This is a genomic window from Planomonospora sp. ID82291 (genome assembly GCF_015711645.1).
Taxonomy (GTDB): Bacteria; Actinomycetota; Actinomycetes; order Streptosporangiales; family Streptosporangiaceae; genus Planomonospora.
Genome location: NZ_JABTEX010000001.1, coordinates 1951068 through 1974262, shown reverse-complemented (window position 1 = coordinate 1974262; position 23195 = coordinate 1951068). Strand labels below are relative to the sequence as shown.

At 71.9% G+C, this 23195-nt stretch carries 26 protein-coding genes; 13 read left to right on the top strand and 13 right to left on the bottom strand.

Annotated features, from left to right (window positions below; all coding sequences use genetic code 11):
• Positions 1 to 187: 187 nt before the first annotated feature.
• Positions 188 to 787 carry a chloramphenicol phosphotransferase CPT family protein gene (locus tag HS045_RS08820; protein ID WP_196450614.1) on the top strand — a complete coding sequence of 200 codons (600 nt, stop codon included), beginning with the start codon at positions 188 to 190 and terminating at the stop codon, positions 785 to 787.
• Between the two features lie 695 nt (positions 788 to 1482).
• Positions 1483 to 1737 carry a hypothetical protein gene (locus tag HS045_RS08815; protein WP_196450613.1) on the top strand — a complete coding sequence of 85 codons (255 nt, stop codon included), beginning with the start codon at positions 1483 to 1485 and terminating at the stop codon, positions 1735 to 1737.
• Here the strand turns inward: HS045_RS08815 and HS045_RS08810 are convergent.
• Positions 1724 to 3058, bottom strand: coding sequence for an ISL3 family transposase (locus HS045_RS08810; RefSeq protein WP_196450612.1), 1335 nt, complete (start codon positions 3056 to 3058; stop codon positions 1724 to 1726). The two genes, HS045_RS08815 and HS045_RS08810, sit on opposite strands and share 14 nt — an antisense overlap.
• A 42-nt stretch (positions 3059 to 3100) precedes the next feature.
• Here HS045_RS08810 and HS045_RS08805 point away from each other — a divergent pair, with 42 nt between their 5' ends.
• On the top strand, positions 3101 to 3691 hold the full coding sequence (locus HS045_RS08805) for a toll/interleukin-1 receptor domain-containing protein (RefSeq protein WP_196450611.1): 591 nt from the start codon (positions 3101 to 3103) through the stop codon (positions 3689 to 3691).
• A gap of 56 nt (positions 3692 to 3747) precedes the next feature.
• Here HS045_RS08805 and HS045_RS08800 read toward each other — a convergent pair whose 3' ends face one another.
• Both HS045_RS08800 and HS045_RS08795 read right to left on the bottom strand, forming a co-directional pair.
• The gene (locus HS045_RS08800; RefSeq protein ID WP_307827429.1) at positions 3748 to 4104 is read right to left on the bottom strand and encodes a tyrosine-type recombinase/integrase; all 357 of its coding nucleotides are present in this window, start codon (positions 4102 to 4104) and stop codon (positions 3748 to 3750) included.
• Between the two features lie 95 nt (positions 4105 to 4199).
• Entirely contained in the window at positions 4200 to 5198 is a 999-nt protein-coding gene (locus HS045_RS08795; protein ID WP_196451119.1) for a sigma-70 family RNA polymerase sigma factor, read from the bottom strand.
• A 120-nt stretch (positions 5199 to 5318) separates the two neighbouring features.
• Here HS045_RS08795 and HS045_RS34290 point away from each other — a divergent pair, with 120 nt between their 5' ends.
• A complete protein-coding gene (locus HS045_RS34290) occupies positions 5319 to 6554 on the top strand; it encodes a maleylpyruvate isomerase family mycothiol-dependent enzyme (RefSeq protein WP_230883488.1) in 1236 nt (411 codons plus the stop codon).
• Positions 6555 to 6581: 27 nt separating this feature from the next.
• Here HS045_RS34290 and HS045_RS08780 read toward each other — a convergent pair whose 3' ends face one another.
• The 4 genes from HS045_RS08780 to HS045_RS08765 form a co-directional block, all read right to left on the bottom strand.
• Positions 6582 to 7172, bottom strand: a complete 591-nt coding sequence (locus HS045_RS08780) for an ATP-dependent Clp protease proteolytic subunit (protein WP_196450610.1) — start codon at positions 7170 to 7172, stop codon at positions 6582 to 6584.
• Positions 7169 to 7795 carry a ClpP family protease gene (locus HS045_RS08775; protein ID WP_196450609.1) on the bottom strand — a complete coding sequence of 209 codons (627 nt, stop codon included), beginning with the start codon at positions 7793 to 7795 and terminating at the stop codon, positions 7169 to 7171. Before HS045_RS08775 ends, HS045_RS08780 begins: the two co-directional genes overlap by 4 nt.
• 253 nt (positions 7796 to 8048) lie before the next feature.
• Positions 8049 to 8993 carry a WD40 repeat domain-containing protein gene (locus HS045_RS08770; RefSeq protein WP_196450608.1) on the bottom strand — a complete coding sequence of 315 codons (945 nt, stop codon included), beginning with the start codon at positions 8991 to 8993 and terminating at the stop codon, positions 8049 to 8051.
• Between the two features lie 82 nt (positions 8994 to 9075).
• Complete coding sequence (locus tag HS045_RS08765; RefSeq protein ID WP_196450607.1) at positions 9076 to 9675, bottom strand: hypothetical protein; 600 nt, start codon at positions 9673 to 9675, stop codon at positions 9076 to 9078.
• Positions 9676 to 9819: 144 nt separating this feature from the next.
• On the opposite strand from HS045_RS08765, the gene HS045_RS08760 reads away from it, so the two are divergent.
• Together HS045_RS08760 and HS045_RS08755 are read left to right on the top strand one after the other, a co-directional pair.
• Positions 9820 to 10680 carry a 3-methyladenine DNA glycosylase gene (locus HS045_RS08760; RefSeq protein ID WP_196450606.1) on the top strand — a complete coding sequence of 287 codons (861 nt, stop codon included), beginning with the start codon at positions 9820 to 9822 and terminating at the stop codon, positions 10678 to 10680.
• Positions 10681 to 10690: 10 nt separating this feature from the next.
• Positions 10691 to 11554 (top strand): DUF72 domain-containing protein, encoded by an 864-nt coding sequence (locus tag HS045_RS08755; protein ID WP_230883487.1) that lies wholly within the window; start codon positions 10691 to 10693, stop codon positions 11552 to 11554.
• Between the two features lie 37 nt (positions 11555 to 11591).
• Here HS045_RS08755 and HS045_RS08750 read toward each other — a convergent pair whose 3' ends face one another.
• Together HS045_RS08750 and HS045_RS08745 are read right to left on the bottom strand one after the other, a co-directional pair.
• Positions 11592 to 12230 carry a LysE family translocator gene (locus HS045_RS08750; RefSeq protein ID WP_196450605.1) on the bottom strand — a complete coding sequence of 213 codons (639 nt, stop codon included), beginning with the start codon at positions 12228 to 12230 and terminating at the stop codon, positions 11592 to 11594.
• A gap of 98 nt (positions 12231 to 12328) precedes the next feature.
• Positions 12329 to 13015 (bottom strand): metalloregulator ArsR/SmtB family transcription factor, encoded by a 687-nt coding sequence (locus HS045_RS08745; protein WP_196450604.1) that lies wholly within the window; start codon positions 13013 to 13015, stop codon positions 12329 to 12331.
• 141 nt (positions 13016 to 13156) lie between these two features.
• On the opposite strand from HS045_RS08745, the gene HS045_RS08740 reads away from it, so the two are divergent.
• Positions 13157 to 13567 (top strand): putative zinc-binding protein, encoded by a 411-nt coding sequence (locus tag HS045_RS08740; protein ID WP_196450603.1) that lies wholly within the window; start codon positions 13157 to 13159, stop codon positions 13565 to 13567.
• A 169-nt stretch (positions 13568 to 13736) separates the two neighbouring features.
• Entirely contained in the window at positions 13737 to 14432 is a 696-nt protein-coding gene (locus HS045_RS08730; RefSeq protein WP_196450602.1) for a YwiC-like family protein, read from the top strand.
• 125 nt (positions 14433 to 14557) lie between these two features.
• Here the strand turns inward: HS045_RS08730 and HS045_RS36080 are convergent, their stop codons facing one another.
• Entirely contained in the window at positions 14558 to 15427 is an 870-nt protein-coding gene (locus HS045_RS36080; RefSeq protein ID WP_196450601.1) for a GNAT family N-acetyltransferase, read from the bottom strand.
• Positions 15428 to 15722: 295 nt separating this feature from the next.
• On the opposite strand from HS045_RS36080, the gene HS045_RS08720 reads away from it, so the two are divergent.
• On the top strand, positions 15723 to 16871 hold the full coding sequence (locus HS045_RS08720; protein WP_196450600.1) for a GH25 family lysozyme: 1149 nt from the start codon (positions 15723 to 15725) through the stop codon (positions 16869 to 16871).
• Positions 16872 to 16938: 67 nt separating this feature from the next.
• A complete protein-coding gene (locus HS045_RS08715; protein WP_196450599.1) occupies positions 16939 to 17694 on the top strand; it encodes an MBL fold metallo-hydrolase in 756 nt (251 codons plus the stop codon).
• 73 nt (positions 17695 to 17767) lie between these two features.
• On the opposite strand, the gene HS045_RS08710 is transcribed toward HS045_RS08715, so the two are convergent.
• Positions 17768 to 19180 carry a cell wall metabolism sensor histidine kinase WalK gene (locus HS045_RS08710; RefSeq protein ID WP_196450598.1) on the bottom strand — a complete coding sequence of 471 codons (1413 nt, stop codon included), beginning with the start codon at positions 19178 to 19180 and terminating at the stop codon, positions 17768 to 17770.
• 1 nt (position 19181) lies between these two features.
• Positions 19182 to 19850: a response regulator transcription factor gene (locus tag HS045_RS08705; RefSeq protein WP_196450597.1), complete on the bottom strand. Its 669-nt coding sequence runs from the start codon at positions 19848 to 19850 to the stop codon at positions 19182 to 19184.
• A 283-nt stretch (positions 19851 to 20133) separates the two neighbouring features.
• On the opposite strand from HS045_RS08705, the gene HS045_RS08700 reads away from it, so the two are divergent.
• Complete coding sequence (locus HS045_RS08700) at positions 20134 to 20724, top strand: hypothetical protein (protein ID WP_196450596.1); 591 nt, start codon at positions 20134 to 20136, stop codon at positions 20722 to 20724.
• A 129-nt stretch (positions 20725 to 20853) separates the two neighbouring features.
• Here HS045_RS08700 and HS045_RS08695 read toward each other — a convergent pair whose 3' ends face one another.
• Positions 20854 to 21420, bottom strand: a complete 567-nt coding sequence (locus tag HS045_RS08695; protein WP_196450595.1) for a hypothetical protein — start codon at positions 21418 to 21420, stop codon at positions 20854 to 20856.
• A 236-nt stretch (positions 21421 to 21656) separates the two neighbouring features.
• Here HS045_RS08695 and HS045_RS08690 point away from each other — a divergent pair, with 236 nt between their 5' ends.
• Both HS045_RS08690 and HS045_RS08685 read left to right on the top strand, forming a co-directional pair.
• Complete coding sequence (locus tag HS045_RS08690; RefSeq protein WP_196450594.1) at positions 21657 to 22193, top strand: peptidylprolyl isomerase; 537 nt, start codon at positions 21657 to 21659, stop codon at positions 22191 to 22193.
• A 107-nt stretch (positions 22194 to 22300) separates the two neighbouring features.
• Positions 22301 to 23176, top strand: a complete 876-nt coding sequence (locus HS045_RS08685) for a rhomboid family intramembrane serine protease (protein WP_196450593.1) — start codon at positions 22301 to 22303, stop codon at positions 23174 to 23176.
• Positions 23177 to 23195 lie beyond the last annotated feature (19 nt).

The window sequence follows — 23195 nt, the reverse complement described above, 5'->3', positions numbered from 1 at the left end:
CAAACGCAGCGGCGTTGCCGAATTGTTCTTGTATGGATCAAGGGCGGCGCTCCGCGCCGCCGCGCGGCCCGAGCTTGCGGGCCGCACGCTGCGCGTGCGGCCTGGGGGCCGTTCTCGCGCGCGCCCACCACTCGGGCCGCGCAAGCACACCGCACCCTAGTAGATCAGCCGCAATACAGTGGCTGGCATGTCACACGTTGGACCCGGAGGCCGCGTCATCTTCCTCAACGGGACATCGAGCGCCGGCAAAACCACTCTGGCCCAGGCCATCCAAGACGAGAGCGACACCCCCTTCGTCCGCTGGGGAATCGACACCCTGTTCAGCCTCGTCCCCCCGAACTGGGGCGGAGGACGCGACGGCCCGCTCAGCCGATCCGGCTTCTGGTACGACCACACCACCCAGGACGAGGACGGTCACCCTCAAGTGGTCATCCGCTACGGCCCGGTCGGCCGCCGCATGCTCCATTCGGCCTGCACTGCCGCGGCATCCTTCGCACATGGCGGCGACAACGTCGTCATCGACGAAATGCTGCTGACCCCAGACCTGCTGCCAATATGGATGAAAGCCCTGGCAGGTCTCGATGTCCTACTCGTAGGCGTGATGTGCCCTCTGGAAATCTCCGAGCAACGAGAAATAGGGCGCCGCAACCCACCCGGTCTGGCACGCGGGCATCTTCAGACGGTCCACAGCCATGGCGTCCCGTACGACATGACGGTAGACACCAGCACCGGAACACCCACCGACCTGGCTAAAGCCATCTTGCTGCGCCAGCCAGGCAGACCGTGAACCTTGTGCGACCACACTTGGTCGGGCACAACAGGGCGGGGTCCACAACAAGGCTGAGAGCCTCCGGCGGGGGCGCTCCGGCTCCGGGATGATTGTGAGCTTCTGCCTGCGGTCCGTAGGTGGCTGAGGTAGGGGCCTGATCATCCCGTCTGCCATCGACCCGGGACAAGCCGAGCAGACCGGGGGCACGGGGCCAAGGTCATTCGTCCGGTGGGGCGCTCCACCTTGGCCCCGTGCCCCCGGCCCGCTTCCCCTTCGGGCGGGTCGACGGCAGACGGGACGATCAGGCGGGCGGGGTGTGCGCGTCCGCGCATGGGTCTCAGGGGCGTGCCCGTCGCGTGCCCGATGGGGCGGGAAACCAGGGGGAACAGCGGGGAGTCACGGGGAACGCGATCAGTGCCGTGAGCTGCGTCTTCGCAGGTCGAGCAAGATCGGCATGCGTCTTTGCAAGCAGGATGTCAGGAGTTCGAATCTCCTAGGCTCCACCGCATGTCGAAGGCCGCATCCCATGATCGGGAAGCGGCCTTTTCGATCTTGTACAGCTGCAAAGTACAGCAACGGCCACAACTCCCCTCGCTTCTCCCGGTGAGATCCGTCAGCATCGGGCTCACCACCGCAGAGCTTTTTGTCGGTACCTCCCTCTATCTTTGTACCGCCACTGTTGCAAGGGGGATGAAAGCGACAGGAGGGGACAGATGGCAAAGGAAGTCAGTGCAGCCGCACTGAGGGCAGCCCTACGGAAAGCCCAGCAGGAGCACAATCGCCAGGTCAAGCGCGCTCAAACGAAGATGAAGCGTGAAGTCGATCAATACAACCGGAAGGTGGAGCAGAACAATCGCAGGGTGATTGCTGCCCACAACCGGCAGGTGGATGAGGTTAACCGCAAAAACCAACAAACCTTCAATCAGCTCACTGCTCGATTGCGGCTCTTCGAAGTTAAGCGGGGTTGAGGCATCCGCGACCTCGTCGGGTAGTGGCGCAGCGGGTGCGTAGACGCTGGTTTTCGGGATTGCGGAAACCGTAGGCGTCTCGGGCGACCGTCTTGATCACTCGGTTGGTGCCCTCGGAGCCGGCGTTGGTGACGCCGGTCTGGATGAACGCGAGGATCTCGGGCCACCAGGTCTCGACCGTGCTCGCCAAGCGGTGGAGCTCGGACAGGCCGGAGGCCGCGCATCGGTCGTAGAAGCGAAACAGCCGCTCGGCGATGACCGCGCGATCGGGGTGCGTGCGGGCCAGCGCGAGCAGGTCGAGCAGGTCTTCCTTGGCGTTCCACGCGGCCAGGATCGGCACACCGATCCGCTTCGGCAGCGCCATCAGGTCATCGACCATCGGATCAAGCTGCGAGCCGTGCATCCGGGCGGCCGAGCGGGTCAGCCGGTTGCGCAGCTCCCATTCCCGGTTGCCCTTGCGCCCGCGCCGGCCCCGCACCTGAACGGTGACGCGGCGGCGGACCTCGGTGACCGCGGCGTTGGCCAGCTGCACGATATGAAAGTGATCGATCACCAGCCTGGCCTGCGGTAACACCGCCCGGACCGCGGACTTGAAGATGGTGCACATGTCGATCGCGACGAAGGCCACGCCATCGCGCCAGGCCTGGCTACGCTCGCCGAGCCAGCCGGTGACGGCGGCGCTGGTACGGCCTTCGACCTGGCCCAGCAGCCCTTGCCCGCCGGAGATGTCGACGAAGCCGACATGCCAGCGGTCCACGACGGTCTGCCAGGTGCCGGTGGTCTCCTCCCAGCTCCAGCGGGGCCGGCCACGGCGGATCTCGTCGATCCCCAGCACCGTGACGGGGGCAGGCTGATCGGGCAGGACGCGGGCGGCGTGCGCGGTGAACGCCGCCCAGGCCACCGGCCAGGACACGCCATGGTCGCGAGCCGACTGCACGATCGTCCTCCCTCCGTCGGCGACCGCCGCCCCGGTGGCCTGGCGTAATCGCGCCGTCAGCCGGGCCCGGGCCGGGACCTGGGCGACGTGCTCGGTGAACGTCCCTCGCGGGCAGGCCGACTCGTCGCAGTACCAGCGGCGTTTACGCCAGCGCAGGTCACAGCGGCGGCCCGCGACCGGCAGATCACGTGGGCGGGTGGTCACCCACTCCTTGACCCGGGCCGCCGGCGTCCCGCACTCGGGGCAGGCCCGGGCGGTCTCGTCGGCGGTGACCAGATGCACGATCGGCCCCTGTCCGCACTCGTTCCCGTCCTGACCTGCTGTGATGACGTCGACGACGGCCAGGCCCTCCAGGCCCAGCAGCCGGGTCGTATCGTTGACCATGCTCGCGGCTCTTCTGTTGTCGTTCTTGCCTAGACAACAGGAATGATCAAGGAGAGCCGCGGGCTCCCTCAAGAGGCGATCTCAGCCCCGAACGGCCCGGTGAGTGTTCAGACCCCGGCTAAGTTCGAAGAGCCTCGATTGCGAGCGGCGGAATCACGGCCCACTGTTCGCTACACGCTCGAAGAGCGGCACCTAGCTGACAGAGTGCAGGAAGCGATCTCGGCGCAGAACGCACGAGAGCACGACGTCTTCCTGAGTTACGCAAGGATCGACGGATATGAGGTGGCAGGCGAGCTGCGGGGACATCTCGAAGATCTTGGTGTTGCTGTGTGGTTCGACGAGATCGCTATTCAGCCTGGAAAGAGCCAGTCTCTTCAGATGGATCGAGGACTGCGGTGCGCCAAGGCAGGGATAGCTCTGCTTACGCCCGCGTATCTCGCCGGACGCTTCTGGACGGAACGTGAGCTAGGGGCACTGCTTCACAAGCCAACCCTTATCCCTGTCCTCCATGGCGTCACGTTCGCCGATGTCGCAGACTACAGCGGCATCTTGCCGGATCTCGCTGGTTTCGAGACCAGTCGGGACTCTGTGATGGTCATCGCCGAGAAGATTGCGGGTGCTGTCCTTCCGTAGGATCCGGCGTAAGTAAAGGCCATCCCGACTGGGATGGCCTTTTGCGCAGTCAATCATCAAGCGAATTGATCACCGAGTCTCCTGAGGGCCTTGCGCGTCTCCTCCGATGAGACCTCGCTGTAGATGTTCATGGTCACCGAGATCTGACTGTGCCGGAGGATCTGCATGGCCACGCGCGGGTGGACGTCGAGGGCGACGAGGAGTGACGCGCAGGTCTTCCGGGTCGCGTGGACGTTGACCTTCCGCACGCCCGCCCGGTCGCACGCCCTGGCGAAGCTGCGCCGGAGGTTCGACGGCTCCACGGGCCGCCCGCTCGCGGTGGTGAAGACGAGGCCCGTCTCCTGCCACGAGTCCCCCGCCGCCTCCCGGGCTGTGTCGTGTGCCCGTCGACGGGCACGGAGCGCCGTCGTCACGATCTCCGGGAAAGGCAACGTTGGGCTTCCCCTCGTAAGGTGGAGGCCCAAGCAAGAAAGGTTGGGTCTCCACCTTACGAGGGGAAGCCCAGAACTCATCGGTGCGGTGGAAGCGTCTCCGGCTGTCGGGAGGAGACGGCCGGAGAACCGAAGAGCCGGATCAGTCGATCGGTGTCGAGGTACGTGGTGACGCCGCTGATCAGCCCTCCGGCCACGTCCAGCAGGACCAGTCCGAACGGCGTGTGGGAACCGTCGGGGCCGGGCCGCAGCTGCCAGAACGCCGGTGAGCCGTTCGCCTCGACCGGGACGAGGCGCGCGCCTTCGCAGGACGCCTCCGGGGCCAGCAGCGCCTGCCTGATCCGGTCACGGCCGCGGAGCCACCAGGCGAAGGGCGGCATCGACATCGTGGCGTCCTCGCGGAGCAGGGCCACCAGCGCGGTGATGTCGTGCCGCTCGAACGCGGAGCAGTAGCGGGTGAGCAGCTCGCGCTGTGCGGGATCGGACGGCCGGTACGGCTCGCCGGGTGCGACGCCGACCGCGCCGATCGTCGTCCTGGCCCGCTGCAGCGCGCTGGTCACCGACGCGGTGGTGGTCTCCAGGAGGCGTGCGACCTCCTCGGCCTTCCAGCAGAGCACGTCGCGCAGGATCAGTACCGCCCTCTGCCGGGGCGGCAGGTGCTGCAGCGCGGCGACGAACGCCAGGCGGACGGTCTCGCGCCGCACGGCCGTCTCTTCCGGATCGCCGTCCGCCGGCAGCACGAGGCCGTCCGGAACCGGCTGGATCCAGACCCGCTCCGGCAGCGGCGCACCGATGCCCGCTCCGGCGTCCGCCGCCTGGCTGAGGTCCATGGCCGGAGCCCGGCGCTGCGCGCTGCGCAGCATGTCGAGGCAGACGTTGGTGGCGATGCGGTAGAGCCAGGTCCGCAGCGCCGCCCGCCGCTCGTCGTAGCGGTCGAGCGACCGCCAGGCGCGCAGCAGCGTCTCCTGCACCGCGTCCTCCGCCTCGAAGCCGGAACCCAGCATCCGGTAGCAGTAGCCGGTCAGCTCGGTCCGGAACGGCTCCAGCCGCGAATCCCCACCGGTCGACGTCTCCATCACCCCTCGACCATAGGCACCGTCACCGACACGCCGGGCGGCGGCCGATGACTTTCCGGTACCGTCTCCGTATCCCCTTCGGAGCGCGCACCAGGCTCGCGCGCCGGAAAGGGGACGGAAATGAATGAAGACCACCTCCGGGCTGCCGTGGCGGCGGAACGCGGTGAGCAGGCAGACCTGCTCGCCGCCCTGCGGCCCGAGCAGTGGGACGCGCCCACGTTGTGCGAGGGCTGGAGCGTGCGCGAGGTCGTCGCCCACACGACGATGCCCTTCCGGACCCCGCTCTGGCGGACGCTGGCGGAACTGGTGAAGGCGCGCGGGGACATCAACCGCATGGCCGACCGGTGCGCGCGCCGCGACGCCGCCGAACTGCCGCCCGGAAGACTGCTCACGTCACTGCGGGACAACGCCGCGCACCCGTGGACGCCTCCCGGCGGAGGTGTTCACGGGGCGCTCTCGCACGACGTCATCCACGGACTGGACATCACGGTGGGCCTGGGGCTGGACCGCCGGGTCCCGGTCGAACGGGTCGCCATGGTCCTGGCCGGAATGCGGCCGAAGAACATCGCCTTCTTCGGAGCCGACCTGTCGGGAGTCGCGTTGCGGGCGACCGACCTCGACTGGAGCCACGGGGAGGGGACGCCGGTCCGCGGCCTCGCCCAGGATCTGCTCCTCGTCCTGTGCGGGCGGCGCCTGCCGCCGGGCCGCCTCGAGGGCAGGGACGCCGCGCGGTTCTCCGGCGAGCCGGGGGCGTGGCCGGGGGCGTGGCCGGGTGACGCTCGACGCCCTCTCACCGAACGGCTGCATCGGGCGGTGAAAACGCGGGATCCCGTCCGATCGAGTGATCGTACGGGATCCCGTACCGCCTGCAGGCCATCGCGAGAACGGGCCCGGCCGGCAGTCTGCCCGCTTCGTCAGGGGGCGGGGGAAGAGGCGGGGACGATTCCGCTCTGCGCGGATCGGGCCGGAATCGAGCGCGCCGTCTATCTAAGGTGGGGCATGGCCGCTTCTGTTCCGCCGCTGCACCCAGTGTTCGATCGGACCGACTCCAAGCCGTCTCCGGTTCGCGAGCCGCTGTGGCGGCACGCGCTCGGTGAGTGTCTCAGAGGCCTCCGTCACGAGCGGGGTGAGAAGCTGAGCGAGACGGCACGTCGCGCCGGAGTCTCGCCGCAGTACCTCTCCGAGATGGAGCGGGGCGTCAAGGAGCCGTCGAGCGAAATGATCGCCGCGGTCGCCGGCGCGCTGGACGTGACCCTGATCGATCTGACCCTCGCCGTCGCCGAGAGCCTGCGGTCCGCTCAGAGCGGCACGTCGAAGGGCGCCACCTGCTCGGCGGCGTACGCCCTGGCCGCGTAACGTGGCGTGCCGGGGTCGTTCGCGGGCCTACGAACGCTCCTCGACGATCTGATCGATGAGTCCGTACTCCACGGCCGCGGTCGCGGTGAACACGCGATCGTGGTCGGTGTCGGCGCGCAGGGTCTCGATCGTCTGGCCGGTGTGCCGTGACAGTATGCGCTCGATGTCCGCGCGGACCCGGACGACCTCGTCGGCCTGCAAGATGAGGTCGGGGATCGTTCCGCGTCCCTGAGCAGCGGGTTGGTGCAGGATCACCCGGGCGTGCGGGAGGGCGGCGCGTCTTCCCTCGGCGCCCGCGGCGAGAAGGACGGCGCCCACCGCGACGGCCTGCCCGACGCAGGTCGTCGAAATCCGCGGGCGGATATGGCGCATGGTGTCGTATATCGCGAGCATCGCGCTCGGGTCCCCGCCTTCGCAGTTGATGTAGAACTGTATTTCGGCTTCGGGGTTGTCGGACTCCAGAAAGATCAGCTGTGCGATGAGCGCGTTCGCGACGCCCGCGTCGATCGCGGTGCCCAGATAGATGATCCGCTCGGTGAGAAGATGCGAGTAGACGTCCATGATCCGCTCGCCGCGCGAATTCTGGGTGATGACGTTCGGAATCGTATACGTGGTCACTGGCCGACCCCTTCGGTGACGTCGAATCCGAGCCGTGGGCGATTGCGTGGTGCGATCTCGTCGAAGTTCTGCACGATCGTGTCGATGAAGCCGTAGTCCAGTGCCTCTCGCGCCGTGTACCAGCGATCGTGCAGGGAGTCCTCGAATATGCGCTCGACGGGCTGCCCCGTGTCCGCGGCGATGAGGCCGAGCACCGTGTCACGAGTGTGCCGGAGGTCGCCGGCCTGCAGTTCGATGTCGACCGCGGTGCCACCGATCCCCGCCGAGCCCTGGTGCATCAGGACGCGTGAGTGCGGCAGGGCGCGGCGCTTGCCCCGGGTGCCCGACGACAGCAGGAATTGGCCGGCGCTGTAGGCGATGCCCAGCACGAGGGTCGACACGTCGCAGGGAATCAGTCGAATGATGTCGCGAATCGCGAGCATCGAGGGAACCGACCCGCCCGGCGAGTGAATCCACAGTGCGATGTCCGTGGACGCGTCCTGCGTGGCGAGTGCTATCAGCTGAGTGGCCAGCAGCGTGCCGTTGTCATCGTCGAGAGGGCCGTCGAGAACGAGGACGCGCTGGTCGTAGAGTTCGCGCCTCACCCGCGCGTCGAACAAGGGAAGATTCGATTCTCCGCTCATGCGTTCATCATGTGAGGCGATCGGCGCCGGCGTCGACGTGATCTGCTCGGGGCGGATCCGCTCTGAGCAGAGGGAATTCGGTTCCCGGCCCGCTCCGTGGCATTGCGGCCCGCGCAGCCTGTGCCCGGCCGCCTCCCCGCCGGGAGACGGCCGGAACCGGCGACCTCACGGCTTCCGGGAAGGCCGTCCGGGTGCTCCTCTGCGGGGCGCCTGCGGTCTCGGCGCCGAGCGGGACGAGCACCGGCGCCCTTCGTCAAGGATCCGCGCCGCGCAGCGCGGTGCGGGAGGGCGTACGCCACAGCCGTACCGTGCCTCCCGCCTCGGGGGCGGCCAGCAGGTGCCCCCGGGGGTGGAAGGCCAGCGAGGAGACATGCCCGGTGCGGACGTTCAGCGGTTCCCCCGCGGGCTGCACGGTCGCGGTGTCCCACAGCCGCACGGTGAGGTCGTCACCGGTGGTCGCGAAGAACCGGCCGCCGGGGTGGAAGGCCACCGCCCAGACGTGGTCCCCGCGATGACCGCGCACCGGCTCGCCGACGGGACAGCCGGTCATGACGTCCCACAGCCTCACCTGGTTCCGGTCGTAGCCGGCGGCGGCCAGCAGGCGCCCGCCGGGGTGGAAGGCCACCGCGTGGACGGACCCGCTGTGGTCGCCCGGCAGATCGCCGGCGAACCGTCCGGTCCCGCCGTCCCACAGCCGCACGGTACGGCCCGCGGCGCCGGCCAGCAGCCGTCCGTCGGGGGAGAAGGCCACCGCGTAGACGGGACCGCCGGCGCCGTCCAGCGGTTCACCGGCGGGCTGGAGGGTACCGGTGCGCCACAGCCGTACCGTCCCGTCCTGGCCCGCGCCGGCCAGCAGATGGCCGCCGGGGTGGAAGGCCAGCGCGGTGACGCCTCCGGCGTGGCCGGTCGGCGGTTCACCGGCGGGCCGGAGGGTGTCGGCGCGGAACATCCGGATGGTGCCGTCCGACCAGCCGGTGGCGATCAGATGGCCCCGGGGGTGAAAGGCCACCGCCCAGGCCTGTTCGGCCGAGTCGGCCGGAACCTGGCCGACGGCGTGACCGGTGGCGGTGTCCCACAAGCGCACCGTCCCGTCCTCCCCCGCGATGGCGAAGCAGCCGCCATCGGGGTGGAAGTCCACATCCGCCGGGATGCAGCGCCCGATCCGAATGTCCCGGAAGTCCTGGGAAGGGGGGATCATGCCGATCGGAGGACCGCCCCGTACGCGGCGGCGGGGAGGGGACGGATGACGGGCGGGACCACCCGCGTCAGGGCCGGAGGGCTCACGACCAGGAGCGGACGGGCAGTCCGGCGCGGAGCCGGTCGAGGAACCTCTCGACGAGGATCGAGCCGCGGTCGGGGTCGACCACCTCCGGAACGAACCGCTCGGGGATGTCGTCCCTGGTGAACTCCGCATCGGAGGACGACCCGTGGTTGTCCACCCGCCGGGCGCCCGGGGCGGTGATCCGCAGATCGTGATCAGAGTTGATCACCCAGGGCGTCTCGACCCGTCCTGCTTCCAGGATGCCGTGGTTGTAGTACCCGTAGACCAGATGCGTGAAGACGCCGTCTTGGATGTAGATCTCGGCGTCACCGCCCTCCAGCGTCTCCGCCCGGGTGGTGCCCTCCACATAGAGGCCGGGGATGGTGTCGTACAGGGCGATGCGACCGCTCACCGTGAGGTCTCCGGTGATCGCGACGATGTCGGTCCCCTGACCGCCGGGTTCGGCGAGGGACCGCGGAAAGTCCCCGCTGAGCACCACGTCGCCGTCGAAGAACAGGACCGTGTCGTAGTCGCCCTGGAAGCAGACGGACAGGGAGCCGTCCAGGCGCGCGTCGGCTTCGGCGAAGGAGATCCGCTCAGGCGACGCAGAGGTGTTCACACCCGCAACCGTAGCCGTTCCGTTGACGCCGCCCGATCGACGGCCGACCGACGGCCGATCGACGGCCGACCGACGGCCGGGCGTCGCTGATGACGCCGCCCGGCCGATGACCGGGCGCCACCGGTCCGCGCGTACCATTCGGCGGTGGAGGTTTTGGAGCCGGAGGTGTGGCGGGCCCGGGCGGAGGAGCACCGGCGGCGGGTCGAGGAGTGGACGGCGCCGTACCTCGCGCGCAAGGCCCGGGGGGAGAGCCATCCCGTCGAGGACTTCCTGTTCGTCTACTACGACCACCGGCCGGCCTGGCTGCGGCGGTGGCATCCGGGCGCCGGGGTGGTGCTGAAGGGGGCGCGCGACTTCGGCCGCTTCTATCTCGACACCCCCGAGGGGGCCGTGCTCGACACCGCGGCGCTGATGGAGCGGCGCGGGGCCTCCGTCGAGTGGATCGCGCGGCTGCTGGCCGCCACCGCGTCGCGGCCGGCCTATCTCGGCTGCTTCGGCCTGCACGAGTGGGCGATGGTCTACAAGGCCGCCGAGGTACGGCACGGCTCCTGGCCGCTCCGGCTCGGCGACGAGGAGATCGCGGAGGTCGTGGAGCAGCGGGGCGTGCGGTGCGGCCATTTCGACGCGTTCCGCTTCTTCACCCCCGAGGCGCGCCCGCTGAACGCGCTGCAGCCGACGCGCGAGCGGCAGCGGGAGCTGGAGCAGCCGGGCTGCCTGCACGCCAACATGGACCTGTACAAGTGGGCGTACAAGCTGTCGCCGCTGGTGAGCGGCGAACTGGTCGCCGACTGCTTCGCGCTGGCCCGCGACATCCGCGAGGTGGACATGCGGGCCGGCCCGTACGACCTGAGCACGCTCGGCTACCCGGCGATCCGGATCGAGACGCCCGAGGGGCGGGCCGAGTACGCCGCCGAGCAGCGGGGCTTCGCCGAGCGGGCGCGGCCGCAGCGGCAGCGGCTGCTCGACGCCTGCGAACGGCTGCTCGCCGGCGCCGGCCTTGGATAGCGTCGGAGCCATGCGGCTTCATGTGGGATGCGCGATGTGGACGCACAAGGCGTGGCAGGGGCGGCTGCTGCCCCACCCGCTCCCCCCGGAGGAGCGCCTGAGGGCCTACGCGACCTGGTGCAACGCGGTGGAGGGCAACACCACGTTCTACGCGACGCCGGCGCGGAGCACGGTGGAGTCGTGGGCGCGGCAGGTCGGCCCCGATTTCCGCTTCGTGCTCAAACTGCCCAAGCCGATCACGCACGAGCGCCGCCTCACCGGCGCCGACGGGGAGCTCCGGGCCTTCCTGGAGGCGATCGAACCGCTCGGGCCGCGGGCGCACGCCCTCTGGATCCAGTTGCCGGGGTCGTTCGGCCCGGCCGACCTCGGCGCCTTGGCGGGTTTCCTCCGCGGGCTCCCCCGCGCGTACAGGTACGCCGTCGAGGTCCGCCACCGCGCGTTCTTCGACGACGAGCGGTCCGCGCGGCTCCTCGAAGAGGTCCTCTCCGGAGCCGGGGCCGGGGCCGGGGCCGAGTGGATCCCGTTCGACACCGCGGCCTTCTTCCGGAGTCCTCCGACCAGTGACGCCGAGCGGGACGCGTGGCTGAAGAAACCGCGGGTGCCGCGCCGGGCGTCCGCCCTCACCGACCGCCCGATCGTCCGCTACCTCGGCCGGGACGACACGGCCCGTACGGTCGAGGGCTGGCAGGAGTGGGTCGCCACGGTCGCCGGGTGGCTGCGCGAGGGCCGTTCGCCGACCGTGTTCGTGCACACTCCCGACAACGCCGACGCACCGACGCTCGCCCGCCGCTTCCACGACGAGGTGCGGGCCCTGCTGCCCGGGGTGGAACCGCTGCCCGCGCCCATGCCGGTCGAACCGCTGACCCTGTTCTGACCACCGCGTCTTCGGGGGAGGCCGGCGCGCCCGGGGCTCAGGAGGAGGGCTGCGTCGCCAGCCGCAGCCCGAACCCGATCACGACGAGGCCCGTCAGCCGGTCCAGGCCGCGCTTGACCGACGGCCTGCCCAGCCAGCCGCGCACCAGACCGGTGAATCCGATGAGCAGCGCGCTCCAGAGCAGTCCCTCGCAGACGTGCACGCCCGCCAGCAGGACGCCCATCGCGACGTGCGGCGCGTCGTCGGGGATGAACTGGGGGAGCATCGCGACGTAGAAGACGCCCATCTTCGGGTTGAGCAGGTTGGTCAGCAGACCGCGGCGGAACGCCGCCCATGTCCCGTCGCCGCCGGACGGTTCGGGCGCCGCGGTCCCGTCCCCGCCGCCCCTGCGGCTCTGCCAGAGCATCCGGCAGCCCATCCACACCAGGTAGGCGACGCCCGCCCAGCGCAGCACCTCGTAGGCGAGCCGGGAGGCGGAGAGGAGGGCGGACAGACCGGCGGCGGTGAGGAGGCCCCACGTGAGCGTCCCGGCCTGGATGCCGAGGACCACGGCCCAGGCGGGCCTCCGGCCGGCCAGCAGTGAGGTGCGCAGGATCAGCGCCGTGTCCAGGCCGGGGGTGAGGGTGAGCACTCCCACGACGACGGCGAATGAGGCGATCGAACCGTAGACGTCCACGGCTGCTCACCGTAGCCCAGGGCGACGCGAGCGCGGCGGGCGGTCCTCATCCGCGGGTGCGGTGCAGGGTGGCGACGCACAGGTGCGGTGGGCGGTCCTCATCCGCGGGTGCGGTGCAGGGTGGCGACGCACAGGTGCGGCCGGACGAACGGGGTGAGATCCTCCACCACGAGCGGGGCGTCCAGCCGGGCGACGGCCCCCCGCATGAGCCCGAGGTGGATCGTGCAGACGATCTCGCTCCGCTCCTGGGCCGCCTCGCGGAACGGGCAGTGGTGCAGGCGGAGCTGGCGGGTGTCCCCCTCCTCGTCGGCGTCGGGGACGAAGCCCATCCGGTCGAGGCCGGCGATGATCCGGCGCTGCGCCTCGTCGGCGTCGATCCGCTCGCCGGGCGCGGGCGAGTCGGTCAGCCGGACGCCCCAGGCGCGGCCGGCCTCCAGCGCGGCGGCGGCCGGGTCCGGGACGGACGCGGCCACGATGCCGGTGAGGATCTCGGCGAGCAGCCGGAAGCTGCGGGAGTCACCGCTCCGGGCGCCGTCGACGGAGGTGTAGACGACCTTCGGCCGGCCGCGTTCGGTGCGCGGCACCGTGTCCCGGGCCGCCCGTCCGTCCGCGACGAGCGCGTCGAGGTGGAAGCGGGCGGTGTTGAGGTGCGCTCCGACGCGTTCGGCGACCTCGGCGGCGCCCAGCGGCTCGTCCGAAGCGCGCAGGACCTGCAGGACGGCTGCGCGACGACCGCGCTGGGCGGGGGTCGGAGAGGCGGGGTCGGTCAGCCGCTCGGTGGCCATGGCCCGATGCTACAGTTTCCCTCGAATAGAAACGAAGATCTATTGTTTCTATTGGTTCGGATCCGAGGCCGCGCCGTCACCGGGCCTGCTCCGGTGACCCCGCCGCCGAGGGCGCCGCTCCTCCGGGAAGGGGTTCCTCCATTGGCCCGCCGTCGTGACCTCCCCCTCGTCTACTCCTGCTCCGGCTGCTCCAGCGCGGCCCAGATGACCAACTGGCTGGCGATCCAGCTCGACCGCCGCGGCGTCGCGGAGATGTCCTGCATCGCCGGGGTCGGCGGTGACGTGCCGAGCCTGGTCCGCAAGGCCGTCAGCGGACGTCCGGTCATCGCCGTCGACGGCTGCGTCCTGCAGTGCGCGCGCAGTTGCCTGGCCCGGCACGGGGTCACCCCTGCGGTCCACCACCTGCTCAGCGACGACGGGGTGCGCAAGCGGCTCGGCGAGGACTTCGACCTGGAGCAGGCCGAAGAGGTGCTCGGCGGCCTCCTCGACAGGATCACCGCCGAGATCGGGGAGGAGCGCGGCGATGATCGCCGTCCGGCCGCTCACCGGTGACGCACCCGGCGGACCCGGCGCGCCCGGCGGACCCGGCGGACCCGGTGCACCCGGCGGACCCGGCGGACCCGGCGGGCCCGGCGGACCCGGCGGACCCGGCGGACCCGGCGGGCCGGGCAGGACCGGCGCGGGTCGCCCGGCGCCCGCCGCCCGCCGCCGGAGGCATTGGGTGCCTCCCCAGCACGGCGCCTGGGCGATGCTGCTCGTCCCCTACCTGGCCGGGCTGATCACCACCGGCTTCTCCTGGCCCGTCCTACCGCTGCTCGTCGCGTGGACGGCCGGCTACGTGCTGTCGTACTTCGCGCTGCTCGCGGTCAAGACCCGCCGTCCCGGCCGGATCCGCCCCCAGCTCGCCGTGTACGGCGCGGTGACGCTGGCCGCCGGGATGACGGTGCTCGCGGCCCGCCCCCGGTTGCTCGCGTTCGCGCCGGTCTTCGCGCTGGTGCTGGCGGCCAACGCCTTCTTCGCCGCGCACCGCAACGACCGGGCCCTGGCCAACGGGCTCGTCTCGGCGCTCGCCGGGACGCTCATCGTCCCGGTGGTCGCCGCGGTCAACGGGGTGCCGCTCCAACGGACCGCCGGGACCTTCCTGATCATGCTGCTGTACTTCGCCGGGACCGTGTTCTTCGTCAAGACCTGCATCCGCGAACGCGGCAACCGGGCGCTCCTGACGGCCTCGGCCGTGTTCCACCTGGCCGCGCTCGGGGCGGCGGTCTGGGTCGCCCCGCTCTACGCCGTCCCGTTCACCTGGTACCTGGTCAGGGCCGTCGTCCTGCCCCGGCGCACCGCCACCGCCAAGCAGCTCGGCTTCGTCGAGATCGGCGGCTCCCTGCTGCTGCTCGCGGTCGTCGCCGCCGTGACCTGACGGCCGCCCCGCGTCCCGGGGACGACCGCCCCGCGTCCCGGGGAGCGCCGGCGGTACCCGGTGCCCGGTGCCCGGTGTCCGGTGCCCGGTGCCCGGGGACGTCGGGAGACGTCCGGGGACGGCGGTCAGCGGGAGCGCGTATAGGTCTCGGTCCGGGCCCCGGCGCGGAATCCCAGCGAGCCGTACAGCCGCGCCGGGGCGGGGTACGCCTCGTCCCCCCGGGCGTAGACCATCGCCTCCTCGGCCCCCTCGGCCCGCAGGCGGTGCATCGCGTACAGGCACGCGGCCCGGGCCAGTCCGAGCCGCTGGAGCTCCCGGGAGGTGCCGACCGGCTCGAACTGCCCGACGCGGTTGTCCGGGTCCAGCCAGGCCAGGCAGTAGGAGACCAGCCGTCCGTCCGGCGCCTCCACGACGCAGTCCAGCTCGCGCCGGTACGGCCAGGCCCGCATGACCCGGCGGTAGCTCTCCTCGGTGACCCGGGACGGGTGGAAGGCCGATCGGTGCGCGGCCACCCGGCCGGGGACCTCCTCGTCCCCGCGCAGGGAGCGCACGGTGAACCCGGGCGGCGTCTCCACCTCGGGAAGTCCTTCCAGGTCGTGTGACATGCGCAGGAGGAAGGGCGCGTCCCGGGCCCGGCGGTAGCCGCGGCGCGTCAGGACCTCCGCCAGGCCCGTCTCGGTGTCGAGGATCGTGGTGGCCAGCCGGTCGCCCGCGGTGACCTCGTGGAACCAGTCGAGCACCTCGTCGGCGAGGTCGTCGGGCGCCGCGAACTGCAGGCCGCCGGGGAGGCGGACCCAGGCCCAGGCGATCGTGCGGCCCTCGCGCTCCCACAACATCGTGGGCCACTCCGCCTCCCGGCCCAGGTGCTGGAACCGGTCCCAGGCGAGCTCCCCCACATGGCACCGGCTGCCCGGCCCCCAGCCCGCCCGGACGAGCTCCTGCATCCTGCGCAGGTCCTCGGCGCCGCCGTACGGCCGCATGGTGATGTCGGACACCTGCTCGGCTCCTCCTCGGGTCGCTGCCGGGTCTTCCTCGGGCGGGTGCGACGGCGGGCCGCGGCCCTGTCCGGTCCGCGACGCCCGGGGGCGGACCCGGGAACCGTTCAGGTCTCCGGCGCGGACGCGCGACTCCGCGGGATCGCGTCCCCCATGAGCATCATGCCTCCGATCCGGTCATGGTGATGACGGTGGAAGGGCCGTCGTCGGGCGGGGCCGGACCCTCCGTCGTGCTTGCGGACGGCGGACGGCACCCGCCATGATCGTTCCTTCGCCGGTGAAGGGATGGATTCACGTGAAACATCGGACCGCCGTGATCGCCGCCGTCGCGGCAGGGGTGCTGGCCCTGGAAACCGGTCAGGCATCCGCCCTGCCCTCCGGATCGGCCTTCACAGCCGGATCGGCCTTCACAGCCGGATCGGCCTTCACGACCGGGTCCGCCCTTTCGGGTGCCTCCGCTCCCGCGCGCTCCTCCGGCCCCGCAGCGCAGTGGGCGCCGGGAGTCGTCGGGACCGACGTCAGCAACTGGACGGGGGACGTCGACTGGGTGGCCGCCGCGGGCAACGGCGCGGCCTTCGCGTTCGTGCACGCCTCCGAGGGCGTGGACTACGTCAGCCCCCGGTTCACCGCGCAGTACGGCGGAGCCGCCGAAGCGGGCCTGCTGCGCGGGGCCTACCACTTCGCCCAGCCGCACGAGTCCGGCGGCGCGGAGCAGGCCGACTTCTTCGTGAAGAACGGCGGCCGCTGGACCCCCGACGGCCGGACGCTGCCGGGCGTCCTGGACCTGGAGGACAATCCGTACGGCAAGAAGAACGGCCTCGACACCTGCTACGGGCTCACCCCGGAGCAGGCGGTCACGTGGGTCGGCGACTTCACCCGGCGCTACCGGCGGCGGACCGGCAAGGACGCGATCATCTACACCACCACGAGCTGGTGGCGCACCTGCACCGGCGACTCCCTCGCCTTCGGCCGCAACCCGCTCTGGCTGGCCCGGTGGGGCGGCGAGCCGGGGGAGCTCCCGGCGGGCTGGAAGCGCCACGCCTTCTGGCAGTCGGCGGACAAGAGCGATTCCCTGCCCGGCGGCCAGAACTCCTTCAACGGCACGCCGTCCCAGCTCAGGGCGCTCACCCGGGCACCGTCGAAGATCCGGCTGACGGGTGCGGCGCGTGGGAACGCCTACACGGTGACGGTCACCAACACCGGCGCCGCGCCGGTCAGGGCGCTCACGCTCGCGGGCCGCACGTTCGGCGGCCAGAAGATCGTCAAAGCCGGCAAGGGCTGCCGGTTCAGCGGTACGGCGGTGCGCTGCACGATCACCGGACTGGCTCCGAGGGCGAGGGTCAGACTGACCGTCACGGTCGCTCCCGCCGAGCCCGGCGGCCCGAAGCGGGGACTGAAGATCGCGGCCGGCCCGGTGGCCCTGACCCTGGCCGCGGCCCGGTGATCCGGTCCCGGCCCGGGACCGCGCCGGGTGTCCCGAGGCCGTCCCCGGTTCTGGCAGGCTCGGGGACATGACCGAGCAGTGGCGGGAGATCGGTGACCGCGTCTACGTCCGGCGGCACGCGTCGTTCGACCTGAACGCCGGGCTCGTCGTCGGCGGCGAGGGCTGCCTGGTCGTCGACACGCGCATGTCCCACCGCCAGGGCCGGGAGCTGGCCGCCGCCGTCCGGGAGATCACTCCGCTGCCCTGGACCGTGGTCAACACCCACGCGCACTTCGACCACTTCTTCGGCAACGCCGTCTTCCTGCCCGCCGACATCTGGGGCCACGTCCGCTGCGCGGAGGCGGCCGAGGCCACCGGCGAGGCGCAGCGGCGGGAGTGGCTGCACGAGGGCCCGGAGGAGCTCGCCGAGGTCGAGATCGTCCCGCCGGGCCGCACGTTCACCGGCTCCGTCACCCTCGACCTCGGCGGCCGGCCGGTCCACCTGCGGTACCTCGGCCGGGGCCACACCGACAATGACATCGTGGCCGAGGTCCCCGACACCGGGGTGGTCTTCGCCGGGGACCTGGTGGAGGAGGGCGCGCCGCCGCAGTTCGGGGACGCGTTCCCGCGGGAGTGGCCGGACACGCTCGCTCGCCTGCTGGACCTGCCGGGCGGGGCGGTCGTCCCGGGCCACGGCGCCGTCGTCGACCGCGACTTCGTACGGCGCCAGCACGCCGACCTCGTCACCGCCGTCGAGCTCCTCACGACCGGCGGCGACCCCGCCCGGGCGCCGTTCCCCGAGGACACCATGGTGGAGATCGCCGTCCGGCTCCGTCACCGGTAGCGTCGGACGCGCGCCGCTCAGCCGGTAGCGTCGGATGCGCGCCGCTCGGCCGGTAGCGCCGGATACGCGCCGCTCAGCCGGGTGACGGCGCGGTTGCGGCCGGGGACGCGAGGGGGAGGCGGGCGCGCAGGCAGGCTCCCGGCGGGCCGGACGCGACGGCCAGGCCGCCGCCGTGCCGTACCGCGACGTCCCGGGCGATCGCCAGCCCGAGCCCCGCGCCTCCTGCGTCCCGGTCCCTGGCCTCGTCCAGCCGGGTGAAGCGATCGAAGACGGCCTCGTGGTGCTCGGCGGGGATGCCCGGCCCGTCGTCGCGCACCTCCAGCACGGCCTCGTCCCCCTCCGCCGCCAGGCGGACGGTGACCGCCGACTCGGCGTGCCGCACGGCGTTGTCCACGAGGTTGGCCACCAGGCGGCGCAGTTGCTCGGCCGAGCCGCGGACCAGCACGTCGGCGGCGACCTCCAGGATCACCCGCACCTCCGGCCGCGTCCGGGCGCGGGTCCCCTCCTCCGCGGCGACCTGGCCCAGGTCAACCTCGTCGCGGTGGACGGGCTCCTCGGCGTCCAGGCGGGCCAGCAGCAGCAGGTCGGAGATGAGCGCCTGGATCCGCTCCACGTCCGCCAGCGCCTCGGCGGCCGGCGGCTGGGGCGGTGCGAGTTCCAGGCGGGCCCGCAGAACGGCCAACGGGCTGCGCAGTTCGTGGGCGGCGTCGGCGACGAAGCGCCGGTGGCGGCCGACGGCCAGCTCCAGGCGGTCGAGCGTGCGATTGGTGGTCTCGGCCAGCCGGGCGATCTCGTCGCGGGATCTCGGTACAGGGACCCTCCGGTGCAGGTCGCTGGCGGTGATGTCGGCCATCTCCGCCCGGATCGCCGAGACCGGCGCGAGCGCCCGGCCCACCGCGAGCCAGGTGAGGGCGGCGACCAGCAGGAGCAGCGCGGGAATCCCGGGCAGCAGGAAGCCCCTGAGGATCTGCAGGGCCGCCTGGGCGGGTTCCAGGGAGGCGCGGGCCCGCACGACCAGTGTTCCTCCGTCGGTGCCGACCGGCGTCGTGGCCACGACGAAGGCGCCCTCCGGCGCCCACCGCTCCGCGGGCGGGGCGGGTACGGCGTGCACGGAGAATTCCGCCCCGGCTGGAGGAACCGCGACCCGGGAGGTCCCGGCTGGAGGAACCGCGACCCGGGAGGTCCCGGCCGGGGGAACCGCGACCCGGGAGGTCCCGGCCGGGGGAACCGCGACCCGGGAGGACGCGGTCTCCGTGAGGATCTGCACGTCCGGGTCGCCCCTCGTGCCGGGTTCCGCCGCGGCCCCCGCCTCACCGGAGATCCATTCGGCGACGACTCCGGCGCGCCGGACGGCCTCGTCGGAGGCGCTCGCCATCAGGCTCTCGCTGAGCACGCCGACGAGCAGGGCGGAGGCGGCGGCCAGCGCGACCGCCACGATCGCGGTGGCCGCGAGGGTCGCCCGGACCCGGACCGACAGGTGCGGCATCTCAGGCCTCCAGCCGGTATCCGGCGCCGCGCACGGTCACCAGGGACGACCGGCCGAACGGGGCGTCGATCTTCCGGCGGAGCGCGCTGACGTAGACCTCGACGATGTTCGGGTCCCCGTCGTAGGCGAAGTCCCACGCCTGGGCGAGCAGTTCGCCCTTGGAGACCACCTCGCCCTGCCTGCGGGCCAGGCCGTGCAGGACCGCGAACTCCTTCGGGGTGAGGGGGATCTCCACCCCGCTCCGGTGGCAGCGCAGCCCCGCCGGGTCGACGACCAGGTCGCCGACCCGGATCGAGGCAGGCCGGGCCCGGCCGCCCCGGCGGACCAGGGCGCGCAGCCGGGCCAGCAGGACGACGTAGGAGAACGGCTTGGACAGGAAGTCGTCGGCGCCGGTGTCCAGCGCCTCGGCCTCGTCGTGCTCGCCGTCCTTGGCGGTGAGCATCAGGATCGGCGTCCAGTTCTCCGCGTCGCGGAGCCGCGAGCAGACGGTGTAGCCGTTCATCCGGGGCAGCATGACGTCGAGCACGATCACGTCGTAGGGATTCTCCCCGGCCATCCACAACCCCTCCCGCCCGTCGTGGGCGACGTCCACTGCGAACCCCTCGCCGGCCAGCCCGCCCTTCAGCAGGCCGGCCAGGCGCTTCTCGTCCTCCACCAGCAGCACGCGCATGGCGCCAGCGTGCCGTACGCGACCTAAAGCCCCGCTGAAGAAGGCGGGGCGGGGCGGAAGAACCTGAAGCCGGCTTCGGCGGCGTTCAGGGCGGCTTCAGGTTCCGGGGGGGACGGTGTGACCGCACGTTCCGGCCGGACCTCCGGCCTCGGCGTCCGGGCCGGGCGCCGAGGCCGGGGTCCGGCCGGACGTCCGGCCGGGCTCCGCCCGGCACCCCACCGGACGCCGGCCGGGCATCGGCCGGTGCACCCACCGGACTTCTACCCGACGAGGAGAACCGAACATGCGCATCCGCTTTCTCGCCGCCGCCGCGGTGACCGCCGGAACCCTGATGGTCACCCTGACCGGCGCGGCCAACGCCGCCGTGACCCCGCCCCCCGCCGAATCCTTCGATTCCTCCGGGACCTCCTCGTTCGCCGTCCCGGCGACCCCGCCGGACGGCACCGTCACCATCGCCTGCAAGGGCGGGAAGGGATTCGTCACCCGGGCGCTCACCGAGGCGGAGGCGGAGCGACTCCGCGCCGAGGGCCGCGGACGGGTGCGGGACGAGGACGTGGTGTCCGCGGTGCCCGCGGTGCCCGCCCTCCCGGACGGCGGCCTGTCCGAGGCCCGGGTGCCGGAGCGGGGCGATGTCGTCCACCGGGAGGGGCGGGACGAGGTCCGGGTGCCCGGCGAGAGGTCCCGCGGGAAACTGCGCTGCGTGAAGGCGTTTCCCGGTGCGGGGCCGTGCGAGGTCGTCAAGGGCCGGGCCGTTCCGGTCCCGCGCCACGGTTCATCCGGGTCCTTCCACTCCTCCGGCCCCGAGGACGCCGCCCGCGTGCGGAAGCTGCCCGGCAAGCGAGCCGTGATCTGCGTCGCCGAGCGGCGGCGCTGACGGCCCCCGGCCGCCGGGCGGTCCCGTGCGTGCGGCCGTCCGGCGGTCCCGTGCGTGCGGCCGTCCGGCGGGCCCCGGCACGCGTACGGCCCGCACCCCGGGGTGCGGGCCGTACGCGGCGATCACGGGTCAGGTCATGTTCCTGGTGACCTCGCTCCGTTCGGCGTCGGTGCCCTGGCCGGTCACACCGGTCGTGGGCTCCGCCTTGTGGCTGAACTCCTCGGCCTTCGACTTCACGCCTCCGGCCACGCCGGAGACCTTGTCGGCCGCGGTCTTCGCCTTGTCGCTCACCCAGTGGGACGCGTCGCTCGCGCTGTCCTTCATCGTGGCGGTCCACTGGTCGGAGCTCTTGCGGTACATCGCGAAACCCGCCGCTCCGGCCGCGAGGCCGGTGAGCAGCAGGAGCATCGGCCAGTTGCGGGACCTGACCGAGGCCGGGGGTGAGGGATCCAGCTTCGTCGCCGCCTGGGACAACATCGAGCTCAGCCTGGGTGCCAGCTGCTGCTCGACGGTGTGCGCGGCGGCGTCCAACTGCGGCGCGGCCCACCTGCGGGCCTCGCTGATCTTCTCGTCCGCGGCGCTGAGGGCGGCCTCACGGGCCTGTGCGGCCATCGGGCCGACCCGTTCGGCGGCTCGGGCGATCTGCAGCATGGCCTGGTCTCTGGCCACCATGGCCTGGTGCTTGGCCAGTCGCATCCGGGTCTCCGGAACCATGCTGGTGGTGCGCTTTCCAAACAGTGTTGCAAGAGGCACGGCAACTCCTCCCCTGTCGTTGGGGCCCCGCAGCGACCCCTTCCCGCTCGAAAGCGGCTCAATCATGACCGGCCGTGGGAGGATGTTGACGGGCCGGTGACGGCCATAGTTAGCAGAACGGCACGAATGCAGCGCCTGAGGCAGGCCCTGCGTGATTACCTGAAGGGGGCAGCCCGACCGTGGCTGAGAAGTTGATCGCTACCCTGAACACGAACCGCGGCACCGTGAAGGTGCAGCTCTTCCCGGACCACGCGCCCAAGACCGTGCGCAACTTCGTGGAGCTGGCCGAGGGCACCCGCGAGTGGACGCACCCCGAGACCGGCCAGAAGACCACCGACCGGCTCTACGACGGCACCGTCTTCCACCGGGTCATCGACGGCTTCATGATCCAGGGCGGCGACCCCCTGGGCCAGGGCATCGGCGGTCCCGGCTACACGTTCGACGACGAGATCCACCCGGACCTCTACTTCAACCGCCCCTACCTGCTCGCCATGGCCAACGCCGGCATCCAGATGGGCCGCGGCACCAACGGCTCGCAGTTCTTCATCACCGTGGTGCCCACGCCGCACCTGAACGGCCGGCACACCATCTTCGGCGAGGTCGTCGAGGGCCAGGACGTCGTCGACGCCATCGCCAAGACGCCCACGGGCCCCGGCGACCGTCCCGTCGACCCGGTCGTGCTGGAGAGCGTCACGATCGACCGCGTCCAGGGCTGAACCGTCCGTGCGGCGGCCGCGGTGACGGCCGCCGCGCACGGGCGCCCGGAAATCTGCATAGGGTTGGGTGAGGATCCGAGCACGGTCGAAAGGGTCGCCGACGCGTCATGACCACCCAGCCCCCCGGCGAGTCCGGGGCCCAGGCCGTTCCCACCTGCCACCGCCATCCGGATCGCGAGACCTACGTGCGCTGCCAGCGCTGCGAGCGGCCCATCTGCCCCGACTGCATGCGCGACGCGGCGGTCGGCTTCCAGTGCCCCGAGTGCGTGGCCGAGGGCAACAGGGGCGTGCGGCAGGCGCAGGCGGTGTTCGGCGGAGGGGCGGTCGCCACGCCCTACGTCACCTGGGGACTGCTGGTCCTCAACGTGCTGGCCTACATCGCGGAGAACGTCTCCGACCAGGTTCTCAGCGCCCTGGCCATGTCGTCGGGGGACGTCGCCTACAGAGGCGAGTGGTGGCGCCTGATCACCGGCGCCTTCCTGCACTCCCCGCTCGACGGGGGAGGCTTCGCGCTCACCCACATCCTGTTCAACATGTGGGCGCTCTACGCCATCGGCCCCGAGCTGGAGCGCCGCCTCGGCTCGCTGCGCTTCCTGGCGCTCTACCTGCTCTCCGCGCTCGGCGGCTCGGTCGCGGTCTACCTCTTCGGCATCGCCGCGGTGGGCGCGTCGGGAGCGATCTACGGCATGTTCGGCGCGCTCTTCGTGGTCTCCCGCAAACTCGGCTACGACGTCCGCGGGGTGCTCTGGCTGATCGGCATCAACGTGGTGATCACGTTCACGATCCCCGGGATCAGCTGGCAGGGTCATCTCGGCGGCCTGGTCACCGGCGTCGTGGTCGCCGCGGTCCTCGTCCACGCCCCGGCCCGGAACCGCACCGCGGTCCAGCTCGCCGGCTGCGCGGCGGTCGTGCTGCTCCTGGTCGCCGTGGTCGCGCTGCTGCCGCCGTACGCCTTCGACGCCTTCTACGGCCTCACCGGCTGAGATCCACACCCCGGCGCGT

What these genes read in the sequence shown, in the direction of transcription:
- HS045_RS08820 (WP_196450614.1), top strand. Translation starts at nt 188, where the DNA reads ATGTCACACGTTGGACCCGGAGGCCGCGTCATCTTCCTCAACGGGACA.
- HS045_RS08815 (WP_196450613.1), top strand. Translation starts at nt 1,483, where the DNA reads ATGGCAAAGGAAGTCAGTGCAGCCGCACTGAGGGCAGCCCTACGGAAA.
- HS045_RS08810 (WP_196450612.1), bottom strand. Translation starts at nt 3,058, where the DNA reads ATGGTCAACGATACGACCCGGCTGCTGGGCCTGGAGGGCCTGGCCGTC.
- HS045_RS08805 (WP_196450611.1), top strand. Translation starts at nt 3,101, where the DNA reads ATGATCAAGGAGAGCCGCGGGCTCCCTCAAGAGGCGATCTCAGCCCCG.
- HS045_RS08795 (WP_196451119.1), bottom strand. Translation starts at nt 5,198, where the DNA reads ATGGAGACGTCGACCGGTGGGGATTCGCGGCTGGAGCCGTTCCGGACC.
- HS045_RS34290 (WP_230883488.1), top strand. Translation starts at nt 5,319, where the DNA reads ATGAATGAAGACCACCTCCGGGCTGCCGTGGCGGCGGAACGCGGTGAG.
- HS045_RS08775 (WP_196450609.1), bottom strand. Translation starts at nt 7,795, where the DNA reads ATGAGCGGAGAATCGAATCTTCCCTTGTTCGACGCGCGGGTGAGGCGC.
- HS045_RS08770 (WP_196450608.1), bottom strand. Translation starts at nt 8,993, where the DNA reads ATGATCCCCCCTTCCCAGGACTTCCGGGACATTCGGATCGGGCGCTGC.
- HS045_RS08755 (WP_230883487.1), top strand. Translation starts at nt 10,691, where the DNA reads ATGCGGCTTCATGTGGGATGCGCGATGTGGACGCACAAGGCGTGGCAG.
- HS045_RS08745 (WP_196450604.1), bottom strand. Translation starts at nt 13,015, where the DNA reads ATGGCCACCGAGCGGCTGACCGACCCCGCCTCTCCGACCCCCGCCCAG.
- HS045_RS08715 (WP_196450599.1), top strand. Translation starts at nt 16,939, where the DNA reads ATGACCGAGCAGTGGCGGGAGATCGGTGACCGCGTCTACGTCCGGCGG.
- HS045_RS08710 (WP_196450598.1), bottom strand. Translation starts at nt 19,180, where the DNA reads ATGCCGCACCTGTCGGTCCGGGTCCGGGCGACCCTCGCGGCCACCGCG.
- HS045_RS08705 (WP_196450597.1), bottom strand. Translation starts at nt 19,850, where the DNA reads ATGCGCGTGCTGCTGGTGGAGGACGAGAAGCGCCTGGCCGGCCTGCTG.
- HS045_RS08700 (WP_196450596.1), top strand. Translation starts at nt 20,134, where the DNA reads ATGCGCATCCGCTTTCTCGCCGCCGCCGCGGTGACCGCCGGAACCCTG.
- HS045_RS08695 (WP_196450595.1), bottom strand. Translation starts at nt 21,420, where the DNA reads ATGCGACTGGCCAAGCACCAGGCCATGGTGGCCAGAGACCAGGCCATG.
- HS045_RS08685 (WP_196450593.1), top strand. Translation starts at nt 22,301, where the DNA reads ATGACCACCCAGCCCCCCGGCGAGTCCGGGGCCCAGGCCGTTCCCACC.